Source organism: Thermomonas aquatica (genome assembly GCF_006337105.1).
Taxonomy (GTDB): domain Bacteria; phylum Pseudomonadota; class Gammaproteobacteria; order Xanthomonadales; family Xanthomonadaceae; genus Thermomonas; species Thermomonas aquatica.
This window is the reverse complement of the sequence record NZ_CP040871.1, coordinates 2,426,577-2,445,062: the sequence shown is the minus strand read 5'-3', so window position 1 is coordinate 2,445,062 and position 18,486 is coordinate 2,426,577. Positions and strand designations below refer to the sequence as shown.

16 protein-coding genes are annotated in these 18,486 nt (G+C 68.2%); 5 read left to right on the top strand and 11 right to left on the bottom strand.

Features of this window, described 5'->3' with window-relative positions:
* Positions 1-113 precede the first annotated feature (113 nt).
* Both FHQ07_RS11520 and FHQ07_RS11515 read right to left on the bottom strand, forming a co-directional pair.
* Positions 114-1,916 carry a phosphoenolpyruvate carboxykinase (GTP) gene (locus tag FHQ07_RS11520; protein ID WP_240703481.1) on the bottom strand — a complete coding sequence of 601 codons (1,803 nt, stop codon included), beginning with the start codon at positions 1,914-1,916 and terminating at the stop codon, positions 114-116.
* 71 nt (positions 1,917-1,987) lie between these two features.
* Positions 1,988-2,572 carry a TetR/AcrR family transcriptional regulator gene (locus FHQ07_RS11515; RefSeq protein WP_425476969.1) on the bottom strand — a complete coding sequence of 195 codons (585 nt, stop codon included), beginning with the start codon at positions 2,570-2,572 and terminating at the stop codon, positions 1,988-1,990.
* Positions 2,573-2,747: 175 nt separating this feature from the next.
* Here FHQ07_RS11515 and FHQ07_RS11510 point away from each other — a divergent pair, with 175 nt between their 5' ends.
* A complete protein-coding gene (locus FHQ07_RS11510) occupies positions 2,748-5,222 on the top strand; it encodes an acyl-CoA dehydrogenase (RefSeq protein ID WP_139716939.1) in 2,475 nt (824 codons plus the stop codon).
* 3 nt (positions 5,223-5,225) lie between these two features.
* Positions 5,226-5,693, top strand: a complete 468-nt coding sequence (locus tag FHQ07_RS11505; RefSeq protein ID WP_139716938.1) for a hotdog fold domain-containing protein — start codon at positions 5,226-5,228, stop codon at positions 5,691-5,693.
* A 1-nt stretch (position 5,694) separates the two neighbouring features.
* Here FHQ07_RS11505 and FHQ07_RS11500 read toward each other — a convergent pair whose 3' ends face one another.
* Positions 5,695-6,045 carry a DUF1304 domain-containing protein gene (locus FHQ07_RS11500; RefSeq protein ID WP_139716937.1) on the bottom strand — a complete coding sequence of 117 codons (351 nt, stop codon included), beginning with the start codon at positions 6,043-6,045 and terminating at the stop codon, positions 5,695-5,697.
* A 160-nt stretch (positions 6,046-6,205) separates the two neighbouring features.
* On the opposite strand from FHQ07_RS11500, the gene FHQ07_RS11495 reads away from it, so the two are divergent.
* A complete protein-coding gene (locus tag FHQ07_RS11495) occupies positions 6,206-7,990 on the top strand; it encodes a hypothetical protein (protein WP_139716936.1) in 1,785 nt (594 codons plus the stop codon).
* 36 nt (positions 7,991-8,026) lie between these two features.
* On the opposite strand, the gene FHQ07_RS11490 is transcribed toward FHQ07_RS11495, so the two are convergent.
* Both FHQ07_RS11490 and FHQ07_RS11485 read right to left on the bottom strand, forming a co-directional pair.
* A complete protein-coding gene (locus tag FHQ07_RS11490; RefSeq protein WP_168191550.1) occupies positions 8,027-8,866 on the bottom strand; it encodes a metallophosphoesterase in 840 nt (279 codons plus the stop codon).
* Positions 8,867-8,910: 44 nt separating this feature from the next.
* A complete protein-coding gene (locus FHQ07_RS11485) occupies positions 8,911-10,269 on the bottom strand; it encodes an NTP/NDP exchange transporter (RefSeq protein WP_139716934.1) in 1,359 nt (452 codons plus the stop codon).
* A gap of 148 nt (positions 10,270-10,417) precedes the next feature.
* On the opposite strand from FHQ07_RS11485, the gene FHQ07_RS11480 reads away from it, so the two are divergent.
* A complete protein-coding gene (locus FHQ07_RS11480) occupies positions 10,418-11,995 on the top strand; it encodes a GMC family oxidoreductase (protein WP_139716933.1) in 1,578 nt (525 codons plus the stop codon).
* Here FHQ07_RS11480 and FHQ07_RS11475 read toward each other — a convergent pair whose 3' ends face one another.
* The 3 genes from FHQ07_RS11475 to FHQ07_RS11465 are packed head-to-tail and all read right to left on the bottom strand — an operon-like array spanning position 11,996 to position 15,255.
* On the bottom strand, positions 11,996-12,706 hold the full coding sequence (locus tag FHQ07_RS11475) for a hypothetical protein (RefSeq protein ID WP_139716932.1): 711 nt from the start codon (positions 12,704-12,706) through the stop codon (positions 11,996-11,998).
* A gap of 7 nt (positions 12,707-12,713) precedes the next feature.
* The gene (locus FHQ07_RS11470; RefSeq protein WP_139716931.1) at positions 12,714-14,600 is read right to left on the bottom strand and encodes a M48 family metallopeptidase; all 1,887 of its coding nucleotides are present in this window, start codon (positions 14,598-14,600) and stop codon (positions 12,714-12,716) included.
* 58 nt (positions 14,601-14,658) lie between these two features.
* Positions 14,659-15,255: a LemA family protein gene (locus FHQ07_RS11465; RefSeq protein WP_240703480.1), complete on the bottom strand. Its 597-nt coding sequence runs from the start codon at positions 15,253-15,255 to the stop codon at positions 14,659-14,661.
* Between the two features lie 81 nt (positions 15,256-15,336).
* Between FHQ07_RS11465 and FHQ07_RS11460 the strand changes: the two genes are divergently transcribed.
* Positions 15,337-16,671 (top strand): serine hydrolase domain-containing protein, encoded by a 1,335-nt coding sequence (locus FHQ07_RS11460; protein WP_139716929.1) that lies wholly within the window; start codon positions 15,337-15,339, stop codon positions 16,669-16,671.
* A gap of 210 nt (positions 16,672-16,881) precedes the next feature.
* Here FHQ07_RS11460 and FHQ07_RS11455 read toward each other — a convergent pair whose 3' ends face one another.
* The 3 genes from FHQ07_RS11455 to gcvH all read right to left on the bottom strand — a co-directional run bounded on the left by FHQ07_RS11455 (position 16,882) and on the right by gcvH (position 18,450).
* A complete protein-coding gene (locus FHQ07_RS11455; protein ID WP_206202383.1) occupies positions 16,882-17,289 on the bottom strand; it encodes a hypothetical protein in 408 nt (135 codons plus the stop codon).
* A gap of 335 nt (positions 17,290-17,624) precedes the next feature.
* The gene (locus tag FHQ07_RS11450; RefSeq protein ID WP_139716928.1) at positions 17,625-18,032 is read right to left on the bottom strand and encodes a hypothetical protein; all 408 of its coding nucleotides are present in this window, start codon (positions 18,030-18,032) and stop codon (positions 17,625-17,627) included.
* 22 nt (positions 18,033-18,054) lie between these two features.
* Positions 18,055-18,450: a glycine cleavage system protein GcvH gene (gene gcvH / locus FHQ07_RS11445; protein WP_139716927.1), complete on the bottom strand. Its 396-nt coding sequence runs from the start codon at positions 18,448-18,450 to the stop codon at positions 18,055-18,057.
* Positions 18,451-18,486: the final 36 nt, after the last annotated feature.

Below are 18,486 nucleotides of genomic sequence, written 5' to 3'. Positions count from 1 at the left end.
TGTGTAGACATAAGTCACAGCCCATGGGCTAGACGCCCCGATTGTAGTCAGAGAACAAATCCTTAACAAGCACATCAAATCAGGCTAACTAACGGCCCGCATTCATATTTCGGTCATTTGGCGATACCGGTAACGATGCGTTGCTGTTCGCTTTTTAAAGCTTCCGGCATCCGCGGCCCGTATTCATCCAGATAGTCACCGATGCTGGCGAACTCGGCCTGCCAGCCAGCCCGGTCGTAGCCGAACAGTCTGGCCCGCGCTTCATCGGACAGGTCGACGCCGTCCAGGTTGAGGTCGCTCTCGGCGGGCAGCTGGCCGATCGGGGTTTCCACCGCATCCGCCCTGCCCTCGACGCGCTTGATCATCCACTCCAGCACCCGCAGGTTGTCGCCGAAGCCGGGCCACAGGAACTTGCCGTCGTCGCCCTTGCGGAACCAGTTGACGTGGAAGATCTTCGGTAGCTTGGCGCCTTCGGTGTCGAACGACAGCCAGTGGGCGAAGTAGTCGGCGAAGTTGTAGCCGCAGAAGGGCTTCATCGCCATCGGGTCGCGGCGCATCACGCCCACCGCGCCGGTCGCGGCGGCGGTGGTTTCCGAGCCCATCGCGGCACCGACCAGCACGCCGTGGGTCCAGTCGCGGGCCTCGAACACCAGCGGCACCAGCGAGGCGCGACGACCGCCGAACACGATGGCGCTGATCGGCACGCCCTGAGCGTCCTCGGCCATCGGCGAATAGCTCGGGCACTGCTTCGCGCTGACGGTGAACCGCGAGTTCGGGTGCGCGGCCGGTCGCTTGGCCGGATCGTAGGGTTCGCCGCGCCAGTCGGTGGTGGGCTGCTGGCCGTTGTCGATGCCTTCCCACCAAGGCTGGTTGTCGGCGGTCAGGCCCACATTTGTGAAGATGGTGTCGGACTGGATCGAGGCCAATGCGTTCGGGTTGGATTTCTCCGAGGTGCCCGGGGCCACGCCGAAGAAGCCGGCTTCCGGGTTGATCGCGTACAGGCGGCCGTCGGCGCCGGGGCGCATCCAGCAGATGTCGTCGCCGATCGTCCACACCTTCCAGCCATCGCGGCGATAGCCTTCCGGCGGGATCAGCATCGCCAGGTTGGTCTTGCCGCAGGCGCTCGGGAACGCGGCGGCGATGTAGTGCGTCTCGCCCTGCGGGTTTTCCAGGCCGAGGATCAGCATGTGTTCGGCCAGCCAGCCTTCCTTGCGCGCCTGGTGCGACGCGATGCGCAGGGCGTGGCACTTCTTGCCGAGCAGCGCATTGCCGCCGTAGCCGGAACCGTACGACTTGATCGTGAGCTCCTCGGGGAAATGCATGATGTAGCGGCGGTTCGGGTCGAGCTCGCCGGTGGAGTGCAGGCCTTTCACGAAGGTGCCTTCGCGTTCGATGCGCGCCAAAGCGGCCGCGCCCATGCGGGTCATGATCCGCATGTTGGCGACCACGTACGGCGAGTCTGTGATCTCCACGCCGCAGCGCGACAGCGGCGAGTCGATCGGCCCCATGCAATAGGGAATCACGTACATGGTGCGGCCGGCCATGCAGCCGTCGAACAGGCCGTCCATCTGCGCGTGGCCGTCGGCCGGCGACATCCAGTGGTTGTTCGGGCCGGCATCGTCCTGTTCGGGCGTGCAGACGAAGGTCAGGTGTTCGACGCGCGCCACGTCGTCCGGATGCGAGCGGTGCAGCCAGCTGCGCGGATTCGTGTCCGGGTTGAGCGGAAGCAAGGTGCCGTCGGCCTGCATCTTCGCGATCAGTGCGTCGTTCTCGCTGTCGCTGCCGTCGCACCACTGGATCGCGGCGGGCCGGGTCAGCAGGGCGACGCTGGCGACCCAGTCGTTCAGTGCATCGAGGGCGCTGCGGGCGGCCATCGCGGCATGGTTCTGGAAGCTCTCGTTCGGAAGTGCGTTCATGGGATTCGGCCTTGGCCCGCGCGGGCAACGACGGAACGCGGGGCCATGCCCGCGCGCCCCGGTATCGGAAATCAGGGTTTCGGGATCAGCGTCGTCATCATGTGTTCGATGTAGCCATCGAAGCCGTCGACCGGCTGGCGCGCCTGGAACTTCGGCAACTCCAACTGGAGGAAGCCGACATAGACCGCATAGGTCATGCGGGCGCGGTTGAGCGCGTCCTTCTGGCTCAGGCCGGCCTGGCGGAAGGACCCGAACAGGAAGCCGATGCGGCGCTCCAGCACGTGGTCCAGCACGGCCTGCACGGCCGGGTGGTCGACCGCCTTCAGCAGTTCGGAATAGATGACGTGGGTCTTGTTGTGGTGCGCGATCAGGTGGAACAGCGCGCGCAGGCGCTCGGTCGGATCCGGGATCGACTCGAGCGCGCCGTAGGCGGTCTGTTCGTCCTGCTCCCAGCGTTCCAGCGCCGCCTGCAGCAAGGCGTCGCGCGAGGGGAAATGCCAGTAGAAGCTGCCCTTGGTGACTCCGAGGCGGCGCGCCAAGGGTTCCACCGCCACCGAGGAAACGCCGGCGTCGGCAATCTGCTCGAGCGCTTCGCGGGCCCAGTCGTCGGCGCTGAGGCGCCCGCTGCGTGGTGGGGCTTCGGTGGTCATCCTGATCCTGCGTCCATACGCTTGCGTGTGCGACAGTATGCTGAGTTTTTGCTCGCTTTTGCCGATTGACAGCGGAAATGCGAACGCCATACTTAGCCGTATGGTACGCGGCACTGCAATCGTATGCAATGCCGCTTGGTCTAGAACGCGTGATCGAACATCGCGGCACCCGGAGCCTGTCATGAGCGTCCTGCTTCCCTTCCTCGCCTTCCTCGTCGCCGGCGCCTTCGCCGCCTACCACCGCCTGCGCCTGGCCGTCTGGGCCGCATTGACCGGCACCTTGCTGGTCGCCTGCTGGCTGCTTGGCGCCAACCCGGCCGCGACCATCGCCGCCGCAGTGGTGGTGGCGCTGATCGCGGTACCGCTGCTGTTGCCGCAGATCCGCAAGCCGTTCATCACCGCACCGCTGCTGAAGTTCTACACCAAGCTGCTGCCGCCGCTGTCCGATACCGAGCGCACCGCGCTGGAATCGGGCACCGTCGGTTTCGAGGGCCAGCTGTTCTCCGGCAAGCCGGACTGGGACCAGTTGCTGGCGCTGCAGAAGCCGCAGCTGACCGCCGAGGAACAGGCCTTCCTCGACGGCCCCTGCGAAGAGCTGTGCAAGATGGCGGACGACTGGGACATCTGCCACGTCCGCGCCGACCTGCCGCCGGAGCTGTGGGAGTACATCAAGCGCAACAAGTTCTTCGGCCTGAACATCCCGAAGGAATACGGCGGGCTGGGCTTCTCCGCGCTGATGAACCACAAGGTGATCCAGAAGCTGGCCTCGATCAGCACCGTGCTCAGCTCCACCGTGGGCGTGCCGAATTCGCTGGGCCCGGCCGAACTGCTGATGCACTACGGCACCGACGAGCAGAAGCAGCAGTACCTGCCGCGCCTGGCCGACGGCCGCGAGGTGCCCTGCTTCGCCCTGACCGGCCCGTTCGCCGGCTCCGACGCCACCTCGATCCCGGACTACGGGATCGTCTGCATGGGCGAGTGGAACGGCATCAACGTGCTCGGCATCCGGCTGACCCTCAACAAGCGCTACATCACCCTGGCGCCGGTGGCCTCCCTGATCGGCGTCGCCTTCCGCATGTACGACCCGGACGGATTGCTCGGCGACAAGAAGGACATCGGCATCTCGCTGGCGCTGGTGCCGCGCGATACCCCCGGCCTGGACATCGGCCGTCGCCACTTCCCGCTCAACTCGCCGTTCCAGAACGGCCCGATCCACGGCAAGGACGTGTTCGTGCCGCTGTCGCAGCTGATCGGCGGCGAGGACTACGCCGGCCAGGGCTGGCGGATGCTGATGGAATGCCTGTCGATCGGGCGTTCGATCACCCTGCCCTCCACCGCCAGCGGCGGTTCCAAGATGGCCGCGGTCGCGGTGGGCAGCTACGCGCGCATCCGCAAGCAGTTCGGCCTGTCGGTCGGACGTTTCGAGGGCGTCGAGGAAGCGCTGGCGCGCATCGCCGGCAATGCCTATGCCTGCAGCGCCTTGAGCGAAGCCACCGCGGCCGCGGTCGCGCGCGGCGAGAACCCGGCGGTGCCGTCGACCATCTCCAAGTACCACTGCACCGAGATGGGCCGCAAGGCGGCGATGGACAGCATGGACATCCTCGGCGGCAAGGGCATCATCCTCGGCCCGCGCAACTTCGCCGGGCGGGCGTGGCAGGCATCGCCGATCGCGATCACCGTGGAAGGCGCCAACATCATGACCCGCAGCCTGATGATCTTCGGCCAGGGCGCGATCCTCTGCCATCCGTGGGTGATGAAGGAGATGAAGGCCGCGCAGCTGGAAGACGCCGGCGAACGCATCGACAAGTTCGATGCCGCGCTGTTCGGCCACATCGGCTTCGCCATCTCCAACGCGGTGCGCAGCTGGTGGTACGGGCTGACCGCGTCGAAGGTCGGCGCCGCGCCGGGCGACGACGACACCCGCCGCTACTTCCGCAAGCTCAACCGCTATTCCGCCGCGCTGGCGGTGATGGCCGACACCTCGATGCTGCTGCTCGGCGGCAAGCTGAAGTTCAAGGAATCGCTGTCCGGCCGGCTCGGCGACGTGCTCAGCCAGCTGTACATCATCAGCTCGATGCTGAAGCGCCACCAGGACGCGGGCAGCCCGGCCGGCGACCAGCCGTTGCTGGCCTATGCGATCCACGACGGCGTCAACCGGATCGAGACCGCGCTGTCCGGCGCGCTGCGCAACTTCCCGATCCGCCCGGTCGGCTGGCTGCTGTGGGCGCTGATCTTCCCGCTGGGCCGCCGCGCGCAGGCGCCGAGCGATCGCCTCGGCCACAAGGTCGCGTCGCTGCTGATGACGCCCTGCGACGCCCGCGACCGCCTGGCCAATGGCGTGTTCACCACGCCCTGCGCCAACAACCCGGCCGGCCGCATCGTCGGCTACCTGCCGAAGGTGGTGCTGGCCGAACCGGTGGAGCGCAAGTTCCTCAAGGCGCTCAAGAACAGCGACATCGAGGCGCTCGAATTCGACGCGCAACTCGACGAGGGGGTGCGCGAGGGCTGGATCAGCGCCGACGAACGCAGGCAGCTGGAGGAACTGCGCGCGATGACCCTGGACGCGATCATGGTCGACGACTTCGATCCGGAAGAACTGCGTTCCGCCAGCTACGCGGAACTGCACGGCCGCCTCGCCCCGCGCGCGGCGGCGTAAGCCATGCACCTGCTCGATGCCTACCATCGCCTGACCCGCTGGCCGGGCGGGCGCTGGCTGTTCTCGCGGCTGGTGTGCTGGAAGGCGCCGTACTTCGCCAGCATCGTGCCGCGCATCGAATCGCTGGAGCCCGGGCGCGGCGTCGCGTCCATCGCGCATCGGCGCAAGGTCACCAACCACATCGGCACCGTGCACGCGATCGCGCTGTGCAACCTCGCCGAGTTCGTCGGCGGACTGACCTGCGAAGTCAGCATCCCGCGCGACATGCGCTGGATCCCCAAGGGCATGGACGTGCGCTACCTGAAGAAGGCCGTGGGCCGAATGCGCGCGGTGGCCACGCCCGCGTTCCCGCCGCATGCCGCCGATGCCGGCTACGAGCTGCCGTTCGAGGTGGTGGTCGAGGACCCGCAGGGCGACGCGGTGATGCGCGCGGTCATCGCGATGTGGGTGACGCCGAAGGCGTCGGGCTGATTCAGAGGCAGCACACCGCCGCCAGCGCGAGCAGCGCCGGCACCGCCTGCACGAAGAAGATCCGCTTGTTGACCGACCACGCGCCGTAGGCGCCGGCCACCGCCACGCAGGCGAGGAAGAACAGCGCGAACTCGCGCGAGCCGGTCGCCGCCGCGTACAGCAGGCCGGCCGCCAGGAAGCCGTTGTACAAGCCCTGGTTGGCGGCCAGCACGCGGGTGGCCTGCGCCTTCTCCGGCGTATTGCGGAAGGTCTTGAGGCCGAGCGGCCTGGTCCACAGGAACATTTCCAGCACCAGGAAATACAGGTGCAGCAATGCGACCAGCAGGATCAGCGCCAGCGCGATCGTCGACATGGTTGGTCTCCCCGTGGATGCCGGCACGTTGTCACGACTGCCGGCGCCATGCAACGCCGGCAGGGTGCGCATGCATGCCCGTTCGCCGGGCTTCGCGCGTTCCGCCCCTTGCTGGCGCCCGGCGGCATGCGCGGCGCATGATGGCGGCGGAGGCGATGCCATGCACGACAGCGACGACAGCGGAGCCAGCGGGCCGGCGCAGGTCTTCCTCAGCGTCGGCCTGACCGCGCATCGCGACCTGGTGCCCGCCGAGGAACCGCGGCTGCGCGCGCAGGTGCGTTCCTTCCTGCAGCGCCTGCAGGGCGAATTCCCCGACCTGCCGCTGCGGGTGATCTCGGCGCTCGCCATTGGCGGCGACCAGCTGGTGGCGGAGGAAACGCTGGCGCTCGGCATCGAGCTGATGGTGCCGCTGCCGATGCCGCAGGCCGAATACGAGGCAGATTTCCACGATGCGGAATCGCTCGCCCGCTTCCGCGGCTTGCTCGCCCGCGCCCGCGTGCGCACCCTGCCGCTGGCCCCGGGCAACGACATCGAGGCCGTGCGCGGCCGCGGCGAGGCGCGCAACCGCCAGTACGCGCAACTCGGGATGTTCGTGTCCTCGCATTGCCAGGTGCTGCTCGCGCTGTGGGACGGCCAGCCGAGCGAGGCCACCGGCGGCACCGCGCAAGTCATCGAATACCACCTGCGCAACAGCATGCGCGGCTTCAACGCCGAGGATGCCGCGCCCAACCTGCTGGCCGACGACGAGAGCGACCTGGTCTACCACGTGCCCTGCACGCGCCGGATCGCCCGCGCGGGCGAAACGGCCGCGGGCAGCGCGGCCAGCGCGCGCGCCGCCGGCGAAGCGCCGCGCTGGCTCACCGCGGACAGCGGCCATCCGGGCGACGCGCCGATGCCGGCGCATTACCGCCACGTGTTCGCGCAGATGCAGGACTTCAACCGCGATGTGCAACGCTACGCCGCGCAGATCGCCCGCGACGCGGTGTCGCTGCTGGACGGCGCGACACCGGCGCCGGCGGCCGCCACCGCGCGCGAACTGGATGCCCTGTTCGCGGCATCCGACTGGCTGGCGGTGCATTTCCGGCGGCGGGTGCGGATCAGCCTGCTGTGCACGCATGCGTTGGCGGCGGCGATGGGCCTGGCCTTCATCCTGTACTCGGACGTGCAGGCGAACCGCATCTACGTGGCGATATTCCTGCTGGTGTTCGTGCTCGGCCTTGCGATCCGCTGGGTCGGCGAACGCCGCGAATGGCAGCGCAAGTACCTCGATTACCGCGGCCTCGCCGAGGGCATGCGCGTGCAGTTCTACTGGTGGCTCGCGGGCATCGACATACCGCCCGGCAGCAGCCTCGGCTACGACAGTTTCCTGCAGAAGCAGGACGTCGACCTGAGCTGGATCCGCCATGCGATGCGCACCACCGGCCTGCTGCGCCACGAAGCGTTCAACACCGATGCGAACTGGCTGCAATGGGTGATCGCGCGCTGGGTCGGCGCGCGCGGCTCGGCCGGCGCGGACGCGACGGGCCAGCTGGCCTATTACCAGCAAGGCAGCCTGCATCGCGAACGCGCCTATCGACTGACCACCCGGCTCGGCGACGTCGCGCTGGCGGTGGGCCTGGTCGGCGCCCTCGCCCTGCTGGTCGGCGGGGAGCGCATGGGCCCGGCGCTGCAGTCGAAGCTGGTGCTGGCCATGGGCCTGATGCCGCTGCTGGCCGGGATCCGCGAGGCCTACTCGTACAAGAAGGCGGACAAGGAACTGATCAAGCAGTTCCGTTTCATGAGCCGGCTGTTCGACGGCTGCCGCGCGCGCCTGGACCGCGCCCGCGACGATGCGCAGCTGCGCCAGCTGTTGCGCGCACTCGGCTGCGCCTGCCTAGAAGAACATGCCGAATGGATCCTGCTGCACCGCGAGCGGCCGCTCGAGGCGAACGCCCTGTCCGGATAGGACGAGGCCGTGGCCGGGCGCCCGGCAGCGACCCGCTCACGGATGCAGCGGCGCGGGTCGCCCGGTCGGGGCGGCGACGGCGCGCAACGTCAGCCGCGAGATTTCCGGAGGCACGCCCAAGCGCATCGGCAGGATGCTGGTGCCGATGCCGGGAGTGACGAACAACGTGCGCCCGCCTTCGCTGTAAGCCCCCCGCAGCGCATGCGAATCCGCGCGGAAGCGGCGCGGGCTGAACATGCCGAACGGATTGATCTGCCCGCCGTGGGTATGCCCGGCGATGGTCAGCGCGGCCGCTGCCGGCAGCTTCGGCCACAGCGCGGGCTCGTGGGTAAGCGCGACCACCGCGGCGCCGGCCGGGATGCCGGCGAAGACGCCGCCCACGTCCGGCCGTCCTTCCATCAGGTCGCCGAGACCGGCCAGCCAGAACCGGCAACCCGCCACGTCCACCGGCAACGCGCGGTTGTCGACCATGCGCACGCCGGCCGCGGAGAATGCGCGCGCCACCGCGCTTCCGTTTTTCCACCAGTCGTGGTTGCCCAGCACCGCGTACACCGGCTTGCGTGCGGTCAACGGCTTCAGGTGCTGGGCGATGGTGTCCGGCGGCACGTAGCTGCCGGCCAGCACGCTGAGGATCACGTAATCGCCGGCCATCAGCACGAGCGGCGCATCGCTGGCGGCGAGTTCGCGCACCCAGCGATCGAGGTGGTCGATGCCATTGCGCGGCGAACCCGTGTGGGTGTCGCTGACCACGTCGATGCGCAAGCCGTCGCATGCCGCCGGCAGCCCGCGCACGGCAAGCGTGTAATCGCGCGCGACCAGGCGTCCCGGCTCGATGACGAAGCCGTAGACCGCCACCGCCAGCGCGGCGAGGAACACGCCCCACGCCAGCCGCTGCCTGCGCGAACGCAGCAGGTGCCGGATCAGGCCGATGCGTCGCCCCCGCGCGCCCTGCCGTCATCGGGAAGCTTGTTCGCCTCGCGCAATACGCCGATCGCGCCCATCGTCATCCCGCATGCGACCAGCAGGCCGGCGCCGAACACCGCCTGCGAGCCGAACGCGGACAGGAACTTGTGCACCCAGACGAAGGTGAGGTCGCCGCCGCGGTAGATGACGGTGTCGATCGCCGCCCCGGCCTTGTAGCGCCACTCGCGCCCGACCCGGGTATAGACGGTTTCGCGCGCCGGTTTGGCCAGCGAGAATTCGCTGGCGCGGGTCGCCACCTGCACCGTGGCGACCAGCAGCGGCAGCGGCGACGCGGCCAGCGCGGCATAGCCGACGATGATGGCGACGCCGGGGATCAGCAGCGCCGGCGCGATCCCGAAGCGCGAGAGCAGCGCGCGGGTCACCAGCAACTGCACGAGCAAGGTCAGCGCGTTCACCGCCAGGTCGATGTTGGCGTAGTAGGCGGTCGCGTGGCCGGGATCCGGGTAGAACTGGCGCACGATCGCCGCCTGTTCGTTGTAGAGCAGCGTGCCCACGCCCACCCCGAACACGGTCAGCACCGCCATCCAGCGCAGCAGCGGCTCGCGCGCGATCAGCTTCAGCCCGGCCAGGACCTGCCCGCCCATCGGCACCTCGCCGCTGACCAGCCTGCGCGCGGCCTCGCGGCGCACGGCATGCTGCCGCAGCTGCAGGATGCAGAGCATGCACAATGCCAGGAACCCGGCCGAGACCAGCATCAGGTTGGCGATGCCGAGCCGCTCCACCAGCATGCGGGTGAGGAACGGCCCGAGGAACGCGCCGAGGGTGCCAGCCGCGCCGATGTAGCCGTAGTAGCGCCTGGCCTCGGCGTTGTCGTACACGTCCGCCATGAAGCTCCAGAACACCGCCACCGCGAACAGGTTGAACACGGTGATCCACAGGAAGAACGCCATGCCGCGGCCGGGCACGCCGCTGTCGAACATCGCGTAGAAGACCAGCAGGGTCGCGATGAAGAAGCCGTAGACCGCCGGCAGGAACACCCGCCGCGGCCAGCGGCTGACCAGCCAGCCGTACACCGGCTGCAGCACCAGCATGATCAGGAAGGTGCAGGTGAACAGCACCTGCAGCTGCAGTTCCTTCAGCGCGATGCCGCGCTCGGCGAAGAACCCGATCATCGCCGCCGGGAACAGCGCCGAGATGTCCGCGGACGCGCCCATCGCCTCGCGCACGGGCCGCAGCACGTAATAGCCGCTGAGCAGGCAGAAGAAATACAGGAAGGACCAGAGCAGCGGCGGCGATTCGCCGAGGGCTGCGCGGAAACGGCCGATGCGTCCGCTGGTGGAGATGGCTTCCGTCATCTGCGTGCATCGAACCCGGGCGCGGCGATGCGCAACGGTAACCGCAGTCGCCGGCATCCGCCAGCGTATGCCACCGAGCATTTGCTCTAGCGATGGCGAATAGCGTCGCCGGGTCACTGCAGCAGGGCGGCACCGGCTTTTGGACAGCATGTTCGACTACATCATCATCGGCGCCGGCTCCGCCGGCTGCGTGCTCGCCAACCGCCTGTCCGAAGACCCCGCCACCAAGGTGCTGCTGCTGGAAGCCGGCCCGCGCGACTGGCATCCCTTCATCCACATGCCCGCGGGCCTGGCCAAGCTGGTCGGCAAGAAGGGCGTGAACTGGGACTACGAGACCGCACCGGTGCCGCAGCTCGGCAACCGCCGCCTGTGGTGGCCGCGCGGCAAGGTGCTGGGCGGTTCCAGCTCGATCAACGCGATGTGCTACATCCGCGGCGCCGCCCGCGATTACGACGAGTGGGCGCAGGCCGCCTCCGGCTGGGGCTGGGATGCGGTGCTGCCCTACTTCAAGCGCGCGGAAGGCAACGGCCGCGGCGGCGATGCCCTGCATGGCGCCGATGGCCCGCTCAGCGTCAACGACCTGCGCCACCACAACCCGCTGTCGCAGGTCTTCATCGAAGCCGCCACCCAGGCCGGCATCCCCGGCAACGGCGACTTCAACGGCGCGCGGCAGGAAGGCGTCGGCCTGTACCAGGTGACCCAGCGCGACGGCGCGCGTTGCTCCTCCGCGGTCGCCTACCTCAACCCGGCGAAGTCGCGGCCCAACCTCTCCGTGCATACCGGCGCGATGGTCGAGCGGATCGGTTTCGATGGCCGCCGCGCCAGCGGCGTGCGTTATGCACTGCACGGCAAGCCGGCGCGGGCCTCGGCCGCGCGCGAAGTGATCCTGTGCGGCGGCGCGATCAACTCGCCGCAGACCCTGATGCTGTCCGGCATCGGCCCCGCCGACCAGCTGCGCAGCCTCGGCATCGACGTGCTGCACGATGCGGCCGGCGTCGGCGGCAACCTGCAGGACCACCTCGACATCTGCACCCTGCAGCACTCGACCCGGCGCATCACCTACGACCGCATCAACGAACCGAAGATGGCGTTCGACTACTTCCTGCGCGGCCACCGCGGCGCCGGCAGCAGCAACATCGCCGAAGCCGGCGGCTTCTTCCGCTCGCCGCTGGCGCCGGACGAGCGCGCCGACATCCAGTTCCATTTCGTGCCGGCGATGCTGGACGACCACGGCCGCAACCGCCTGCCCGGCGACGGCTACACCCTGCACGCCTGCTTCCTGCGCCCGCGCAGCCGCGGCCGGCTGTCGCTGGCCAGCGCCCGCGCCGGCGACAAGCCGCGCATCGAACCGAACTACCTCGGCGACGCCGAAGGTTTCGACCTCAGGATGATGCTCGAATGCGCGAAGATCTCGCGCTCGATCTTCGCCCAGCGCGCGTTCGATCCCTATCGCGGCACGCCGATCTTCCCCAAGCGCGGCGACCTGTCGGATGCCGAGCTGGTCGAGTTCATCCGCGCCAAGGCCGAATCCGTGTACCACCCGGTCGGCACCTGCCGGATGGGCGACGACGACGCCTCGGTGGTCGATGCGTCGCTGCGGGTGCGCGGCGTCGAGGGCCTGCGCGTGGTCGACGCCTCGGTGATGCCGACCCTGCCGGGCGGCAACACCAACGCGCCGACGATCATGATCGCGGAGCGCGCGGCGGACCTGATCAAGGCGGCTTGATCAGCGCGTTTCCTGCGCACCGATACGCGTCAGCTCCCGCTCGGAACGCAATTTCCAGTCGCCGGTGCCGAATTCGCGGTAGACGATTGCGGCGCCGGTGTTCACCAGCAATCCGAAACTGTTCCCATCGCCGGATGCATCGGCATCGAGAACCTCGCGAACCGGCGTCATCAACGTCCGGTAGCCACTCCCATCAGGCAGCACGATCGCCGGTTGCACCAAATCGCTCCTGTCGATGAGACGATTACCGTCGGTATCGCGGTTGCGTACTTCCAGGTAGATGGCGAATACGGGTTTCCCGTCCTGGACTTCACAAGCGCACAGTTTTTCGATGCGCCCGATCAATGCCCTGTTGTCCGCGAACAGCCACCGCGCCTCGCCATAGCCGGGATCGAGGAAAATCAGGTTGCGCGTTGCGGAGGCGTCATAGCTGCCAGAGAACGAACTGCCGCGTCCCTCCTGCTCCGCAATGACCCGGACCATGTGGGTGTTCGGGCCAGCGATTGTTTCGAGATCGGCGAAACGCAATTTCTCCGTGGACGGAACACCGGACTCATCCCGTTTCGGCACCTCCACTGTTCGATTGTTTCTCCATCGCGCGCTGTCCGCATACACGTTGTAGGCCACGTATCCGATCAGCAATGCGAGCGCCAATCCAGCCATCGCGAGCAGGCGGTATACCCAGCGGAAAAACGAACTGGTTTCGTTCATGTCGGCCTCATGCTCTTTCCAGCATCGGCGGCAGCGGGCAATGCAGCACCCCGCAGATGGTGCGCAGCAGTTCCGCCTCGGCCACGCTGACCCGGCCGTCGTGGCTCACCGCGGCGGTGATCGCCTCCACCATCGCCTGCTTGGCCAGCGGATCCAGCGCGTCCAGCGGCTCCCACACCGCGTCCAGCGCCAGCACGCCATTGGCAGGCGGCGCATAGGGCAGGTGGTCGCGCGGCAACACGCGCTGCAGTCCGGCGAGGTAGGCGCGCTGCGCGGAGGCCGCGTCCTCGTGCCCGGCCTGCGCCACCACCGCCAGCAGGGTGGCGAATTCGTTGCGCACGTTGCCGGGCTTGCGCCGGCCGAAGCGTGCGTAGCGCGAGGGATCGAGCGATTCGATCACCTGCACCGTCAACAGCCGGCCCAGGCAGTACTCGAACAGCGACACCTGCCCGTCCGCGTTGACCACGGCGAACACGCAGTCGAGGAAACGCTCGAGGTCCGGGCGCGGCCGCAGGCGCAGCACCGGGAACGCCAGCGCCGCAAGCGGCAGGCGCAGCATCGGGTGCAGGTCGGCGAGCAGTTGCTGGTGGATGCGCGCGGCGTAATCGGCCGCGCCTTCGCCCATGCGCGCGGCGATCTCGCCGCGCTGGCGATCGGCGAGGGCTTCGTCGTCGGCCAGCAGCAGGCCCAGCAGCAGGGGCATCACCGCATCGCGTTGCTTGGCGAGGTCGCGCAAGGCATCGGGGATGGTGCTGGCGATGGCGTCGGCGCGCCTGTAGTCGTCCGCGGCGGGCGCGGCGACCTGCGCGGCGACCATCGGCGGGGCGACGGCGATCTCCTGCATGGCGCCCGGCAGGCGCGAACCGCTGCCGGCATCCAGCCCCATCGCGAGGTCTTCCTGCATCCCGTCCGGCGGGGACGCGAACCACTTCGCCTGCAGGCGCTCCAGTTCCTCGCCGCTGAACGACGGCTCCAGCGCCTGGATGCGCTTGAGCAGCGGCGGATGGGTGGCGAACAGGCCGGAGAAGCCGACGCCGTCGCCGAACAGCATGTGGCTGACTTCCTCGGCATCGCCGCGATCGTTCAACTTCGCGCCTTCGTGCAGCCCGCCGATCTTCTTCAACGCGCCGCTCAGCCCCTGCGTCTGCCGGGTGAACTGCACCGCGCTGGCGTCGGCCAGGGTCTCGCGCGAACGGCTCACGCCGGCCTTGATCATGCGCCCGAAGAACAGGCCGACGTAGCCGACGGCCATCGCCACGAGCGCCGCGCCCAGCACGGCGACGGCGCCCCGGTCGCGCCCGCCGAAACGCGAATGCACGAGGATCTTGCGGCCGATCAGGCCGATCATCAGGATCCCGAACAGCACCCCGATCAGGCGGATGTTGAGGCGCATGTCGCCGTTGAGGATGTGGCTGAACTCGTGGGCGATCACGCCCTGCAGCTCGTCGCGGTTGAGCCGCTCGAGCGCACCGCGGGTGACCGCGACCACCGCGTCCGAGGTCGAATAGCCGGCGGCGAAGGCGTTGATCGCGGCTTCGTGCTCCAGCACGTAGACCTTCGGCACCGGCACGCCGGAGGCGATCGCGATTTCCTCGACCACGTTGCGCAGCCGGCGCAGGTTGGGATCGGTGGTGTCCTCGGGCACCGGCACCCCGCCCATCTGCAGCGCGACCGGCTCGCCGCCGCCGCGCAGGCTGGCGATGCGGTACATCGAGCCGAAGCCGATCACCGCCAGGGTGGCGAGCGTGGCGAACAGCAGCGCATTGGCCGAGCCGGTGGCGACGTAGGCGGCGGCGTCCACCGCGATCACGATGCCGGCCACCGCCAGTGCGAACAGGATCACCAGCCGCGATGAAACGCGCCGTGCGGCGGCCTGTCGCTCGAAGAAATTCATGCGCCCCTGCCCCGGCCCGCGACCACCCTCTTCCACGAGGGAAGAGGGAACGGCGGGATCAGAAGGACACCTTCGGCGCTTCGCGCGCCTGGTCGCGCTTGTCGACCGGGATTTCGAGCAAGGTGGCAGCGGCGAAACCGAACATGCCGGCGAAGAGGTTGCCCGGGAACGCCTCGCGCCTGTTGTTGTAGCCCATCACCGAATCGTTGAACGCCTGGCGCGCGAACGCGACCTTGTTCTCGGTGCTGGTCAGCTCTTCGGTGAGCTGCAGCATGTTCTGGTTGGCCTTGAGGTCCGGATAGGCCTCCGCCACCGCCAGCAGGCGGCCGAGCCCTGCATTGAGCTGGCCCTGCGCGGCGGCGAGTTGCGCCATCGCGTCCGGATCGCCCGGGTTCGCCTTGGCTGCGGACAGGCCGGACTGCGCGGCGGAACGCGCGGCGACCACCGCCTCCAGCGTCTCGCGTTCGTGCGCCATGTATTTCTTCGCCACCTCGACCAGGTTCGGGATCAGGTCGAAGCGGCGCTGCAGCTGCACGTCGATCTGCGCGAAGGCGTTCCTGTATGCATTCCGCGCGGTCACCAGCCCGTTGTAGATGCCCACGCCCCAGAATGCGACGGCGGCCACAATCACCAGCAATATCAGCAGCGTAAGCATCAAAGCTCCCCTCATTCATGCAATCGTGGAAACAGGCGCTAGAATCGGGCGCCAATGAAGCATACGCAGGGGGCAAGGCCGATGAAAGACAGCAGCACTCGGCAGGCCTGGCGCATCGGACTGGTCGCCGCGCTGCTGCCCATGGCCCTCGGTTCGGCCGCGCAGGGCGGACTGAAATGGCAGGGAACCGCAACGCCGTCGCCTGCCATCGCGCAAGCCGCGCCGTCGGGAATCCCGGCCGCGACGCCGCCGCTGGACGTGCGCAATTTCGAAGCCATTGCCCAGCAGCTGGTCGCCGGCGGACGCATCCCCGGGCTGGCGGTCGCCATCGTGCAGAACGGCCGCGTGCTCAGCGCGCGCGGTTACGGCGTCACCGACGCGCGCAACGGCGAGCCGGTGGACGCGCATACCGTGTTCCGCCTCGCATCCCTGTCCAAGTCCTTCGCCGGCACCGTCACCGGCATGCTGGTCAACGATGGCGTGCTGCGCTGGGACAGCCGGCTCACCGACTACGTGCCGAGCTTCAGGCTGTCGTCGCCGGACGCCGCCCAGCAGGTCACCGTCGCCGACCTGCTCAGCCACCGCACCGGCCTGACCCACAACGCCTACGACCGCGACCTGGAAGGCAACGCGGATTTCCATGCACTGACCATGAAGATGGCCACGGCGCCGATGACCTGCGCGCCGGGCGAGTGCTACGCCTACCAGAACGTGGCCTTCAGCCTGGTCGGCGACGTGGTGTTCGCCGCCACCGGCCAGTTCTACAGCGAGGAAGTGGCGCGCCGCATCTTCAAGCCGCTGGGCATGCACGACGCCAGCTACGGCCTAGAAGGCATCGAGGCGAGCGCACGCTGGGCCAAGCCGCACGTGCGCGGCGGCGGCGGCTGGGTGCCGCTGATGCCCAAGCCCAATTACTACCGGGTCGCGCCGGCCGCAGGCGTGAACGCCAGCATCAGCGACATGGCGCAGTACCTGATCGCGCAAACCGGGCATCGCCCGGACGTGTTGCCGGCACCGCTGCTGGCCACCCTGCATGCGCCCTTGATCGCGACGCCCGGCGAACTGCGCGGTGCGGCCTGGCGGCGCACCCGCCTGAGTTCCGCCGGCTACGCGCTCGGCTGGCGGGTGTTCGACTACGCCGGCCACGACCTGGTCTTCCACGGCGGTGCCGTGCAGGGCTATCGCGGCGCGATGGCCCTGTTGCCGGACCGCGACCTCGGCATCGCGATCCTGTGGAACAGCGAAAGCGCCCTGCCTTCCGGCCTGTTGCCGACCATCATCGACAGCGCCCTCGGCCTTGCGGGCGGCCAATGGCTGGACGAGGAAGTGGTGGCCCCGGAACCGACGATGTATGCCAACCAGCCCGCGACCCCCGCGGGCGTCGATGCTTCGGCGGCGAGCGCATCTCCGGAATAAGCCGGCAGGCAGCTCGAAGGTTCGCCCTGCCGGGCCGGACTGCGCTTCGAATCCGCAACCGCGATCCATCGCAGGCGCAGCCCGCTGCCCGGCGTGCGCAACGCGCGCTGGCCGTGCCTCGCCACAAAAAAGAAACCCCTCCCGCCTGGGCAACGGGAAGGGCCTTCAGGGTGCAGCGACTGCCTGGCCGGATGTCCCGGCCAGTGCGTCTTACATCATCGGAGCGGGCATCGCCGGCATAGCGACCGGCTTGGCCTTCTTCGCAGCCTTCTTGGCGGCAGGCTTCTTCGCAGCCTTCTTGGCGGCAGGCTTCTTCGCGGCCTTCTTGGCGGCGGGCTTCTTCGCAGCCTTCTTGGCGGCGGGCTTCTTCGCGACCTTCTTGGCAGCCTTCTTCGCAGCAGGCTTCTTCGCGACCTTCTTCGCAGCCTTCTTGGCGGCGGGCTTCTTCGCGACCTTCTTCACGGCCTTCTTGGCGGCCGGCTTCTTCTTGGCAACCTTCTTCGCAGCCTTCTTCGCAGCAGGCTTCTTCGCGACCTTCTTCGCCGCCTTCTTGGCGGCCGGCTTCTTCGCAGCCTTCTTTGCAGCTTTCTTAACGGCCATGGTATGGCTCCTCGTCAATGGGTATATCGGTAAAGCCCAGTTTCAAAAGACACCACGGGTATCGGACCCGCGATCGACCGCCGACGCGCCAGGCGCACCGGTCGGATGGATTGGCGGCCTGCGATCCATCGCAATGCCGCCCTAGACGTCCCGCGCCCAACAAAAAACCCGCGGCGATGGACGCAGCAGGTTTCGACCATGGGCGCTTCCTGATTCGGCGGAGGATGCGATGCCGACGTCCACCGTTTGATGATGCGGGTGGAGGTGCGTGTCGTGCCGCCGATGATCGCGTTGTGTTTTATCACTCGCTTCTGCAGGAAACATCTGCTGGGCGAAACCTAATCACGGTTTTTTCAACTGTCAACAACCTGTCGCAAAAAAAAATCCGCGCCCGCGACACGAGCGCGGCGACCGCATCCGCCCGGTGCGCGCGGCAAGGCGTTCGCGACGCGCGCGCGATTCGACGCATGGATCATCCGCATCGCGAAAAATATCGGGAAAACGAATGTTTTCTCGATGCGGCAAGCGCGCGAACGCACGCGCCGCGCACGCAACCCGCGACGCCGGAACGGCACTCGGGCACCGGCCGCGCGGAAACGGAACGCTGCGCGACGAAGCTGCGGCATCGCCGCGCTTTGCGCGTCGCACAAGCCGGTTTGCGCGAAAAATGCGCGAACTTTTCCGCGCCGATCGTCCTTCGCGGATCGCGCGCATCCGGAAACGAAGAACCCGCGGCGTTTCCGCCGCGGGTTCCGATGCATCGAAGCTGGCCGCGAGGACGCGTCAGTGGTCTTCGTCTTCCAGCAGTTCGGCGTAGTCGTCCGGGCTCAGCAACTCGTTGAGCTGCTCGGCATCGTCGATCGCCAGGGTGAACAACCAGCCGTCGCCGTAGGCGTCTTCGTTGATCGTCTCCGGCTTGTCGGCCAGCGCGCTGTTGACCTCGACCACCGTGCCGCTGACCGGCGCGTACACGTCGGACGCGGCCTTCACCGACTCCACCACGGCGCAGGCGTTGCCGGCCTGGACGGTGTCGCCGACGTTCGGCAGTTCGACGTAGACCAGGTCGCCGAGCAGGCCCTGCGCGTGGTCGGAGATGCCGATGGTGACCTTGCCGTCGCCTTCGACGCGGGCCCATTCGTGGGACTTGAGGAACTTGAGGTCGCCGGGGATCTCGCTCATTGCTGGCTCCAGTCGAGCTGTGTGTAGGGGGAATGT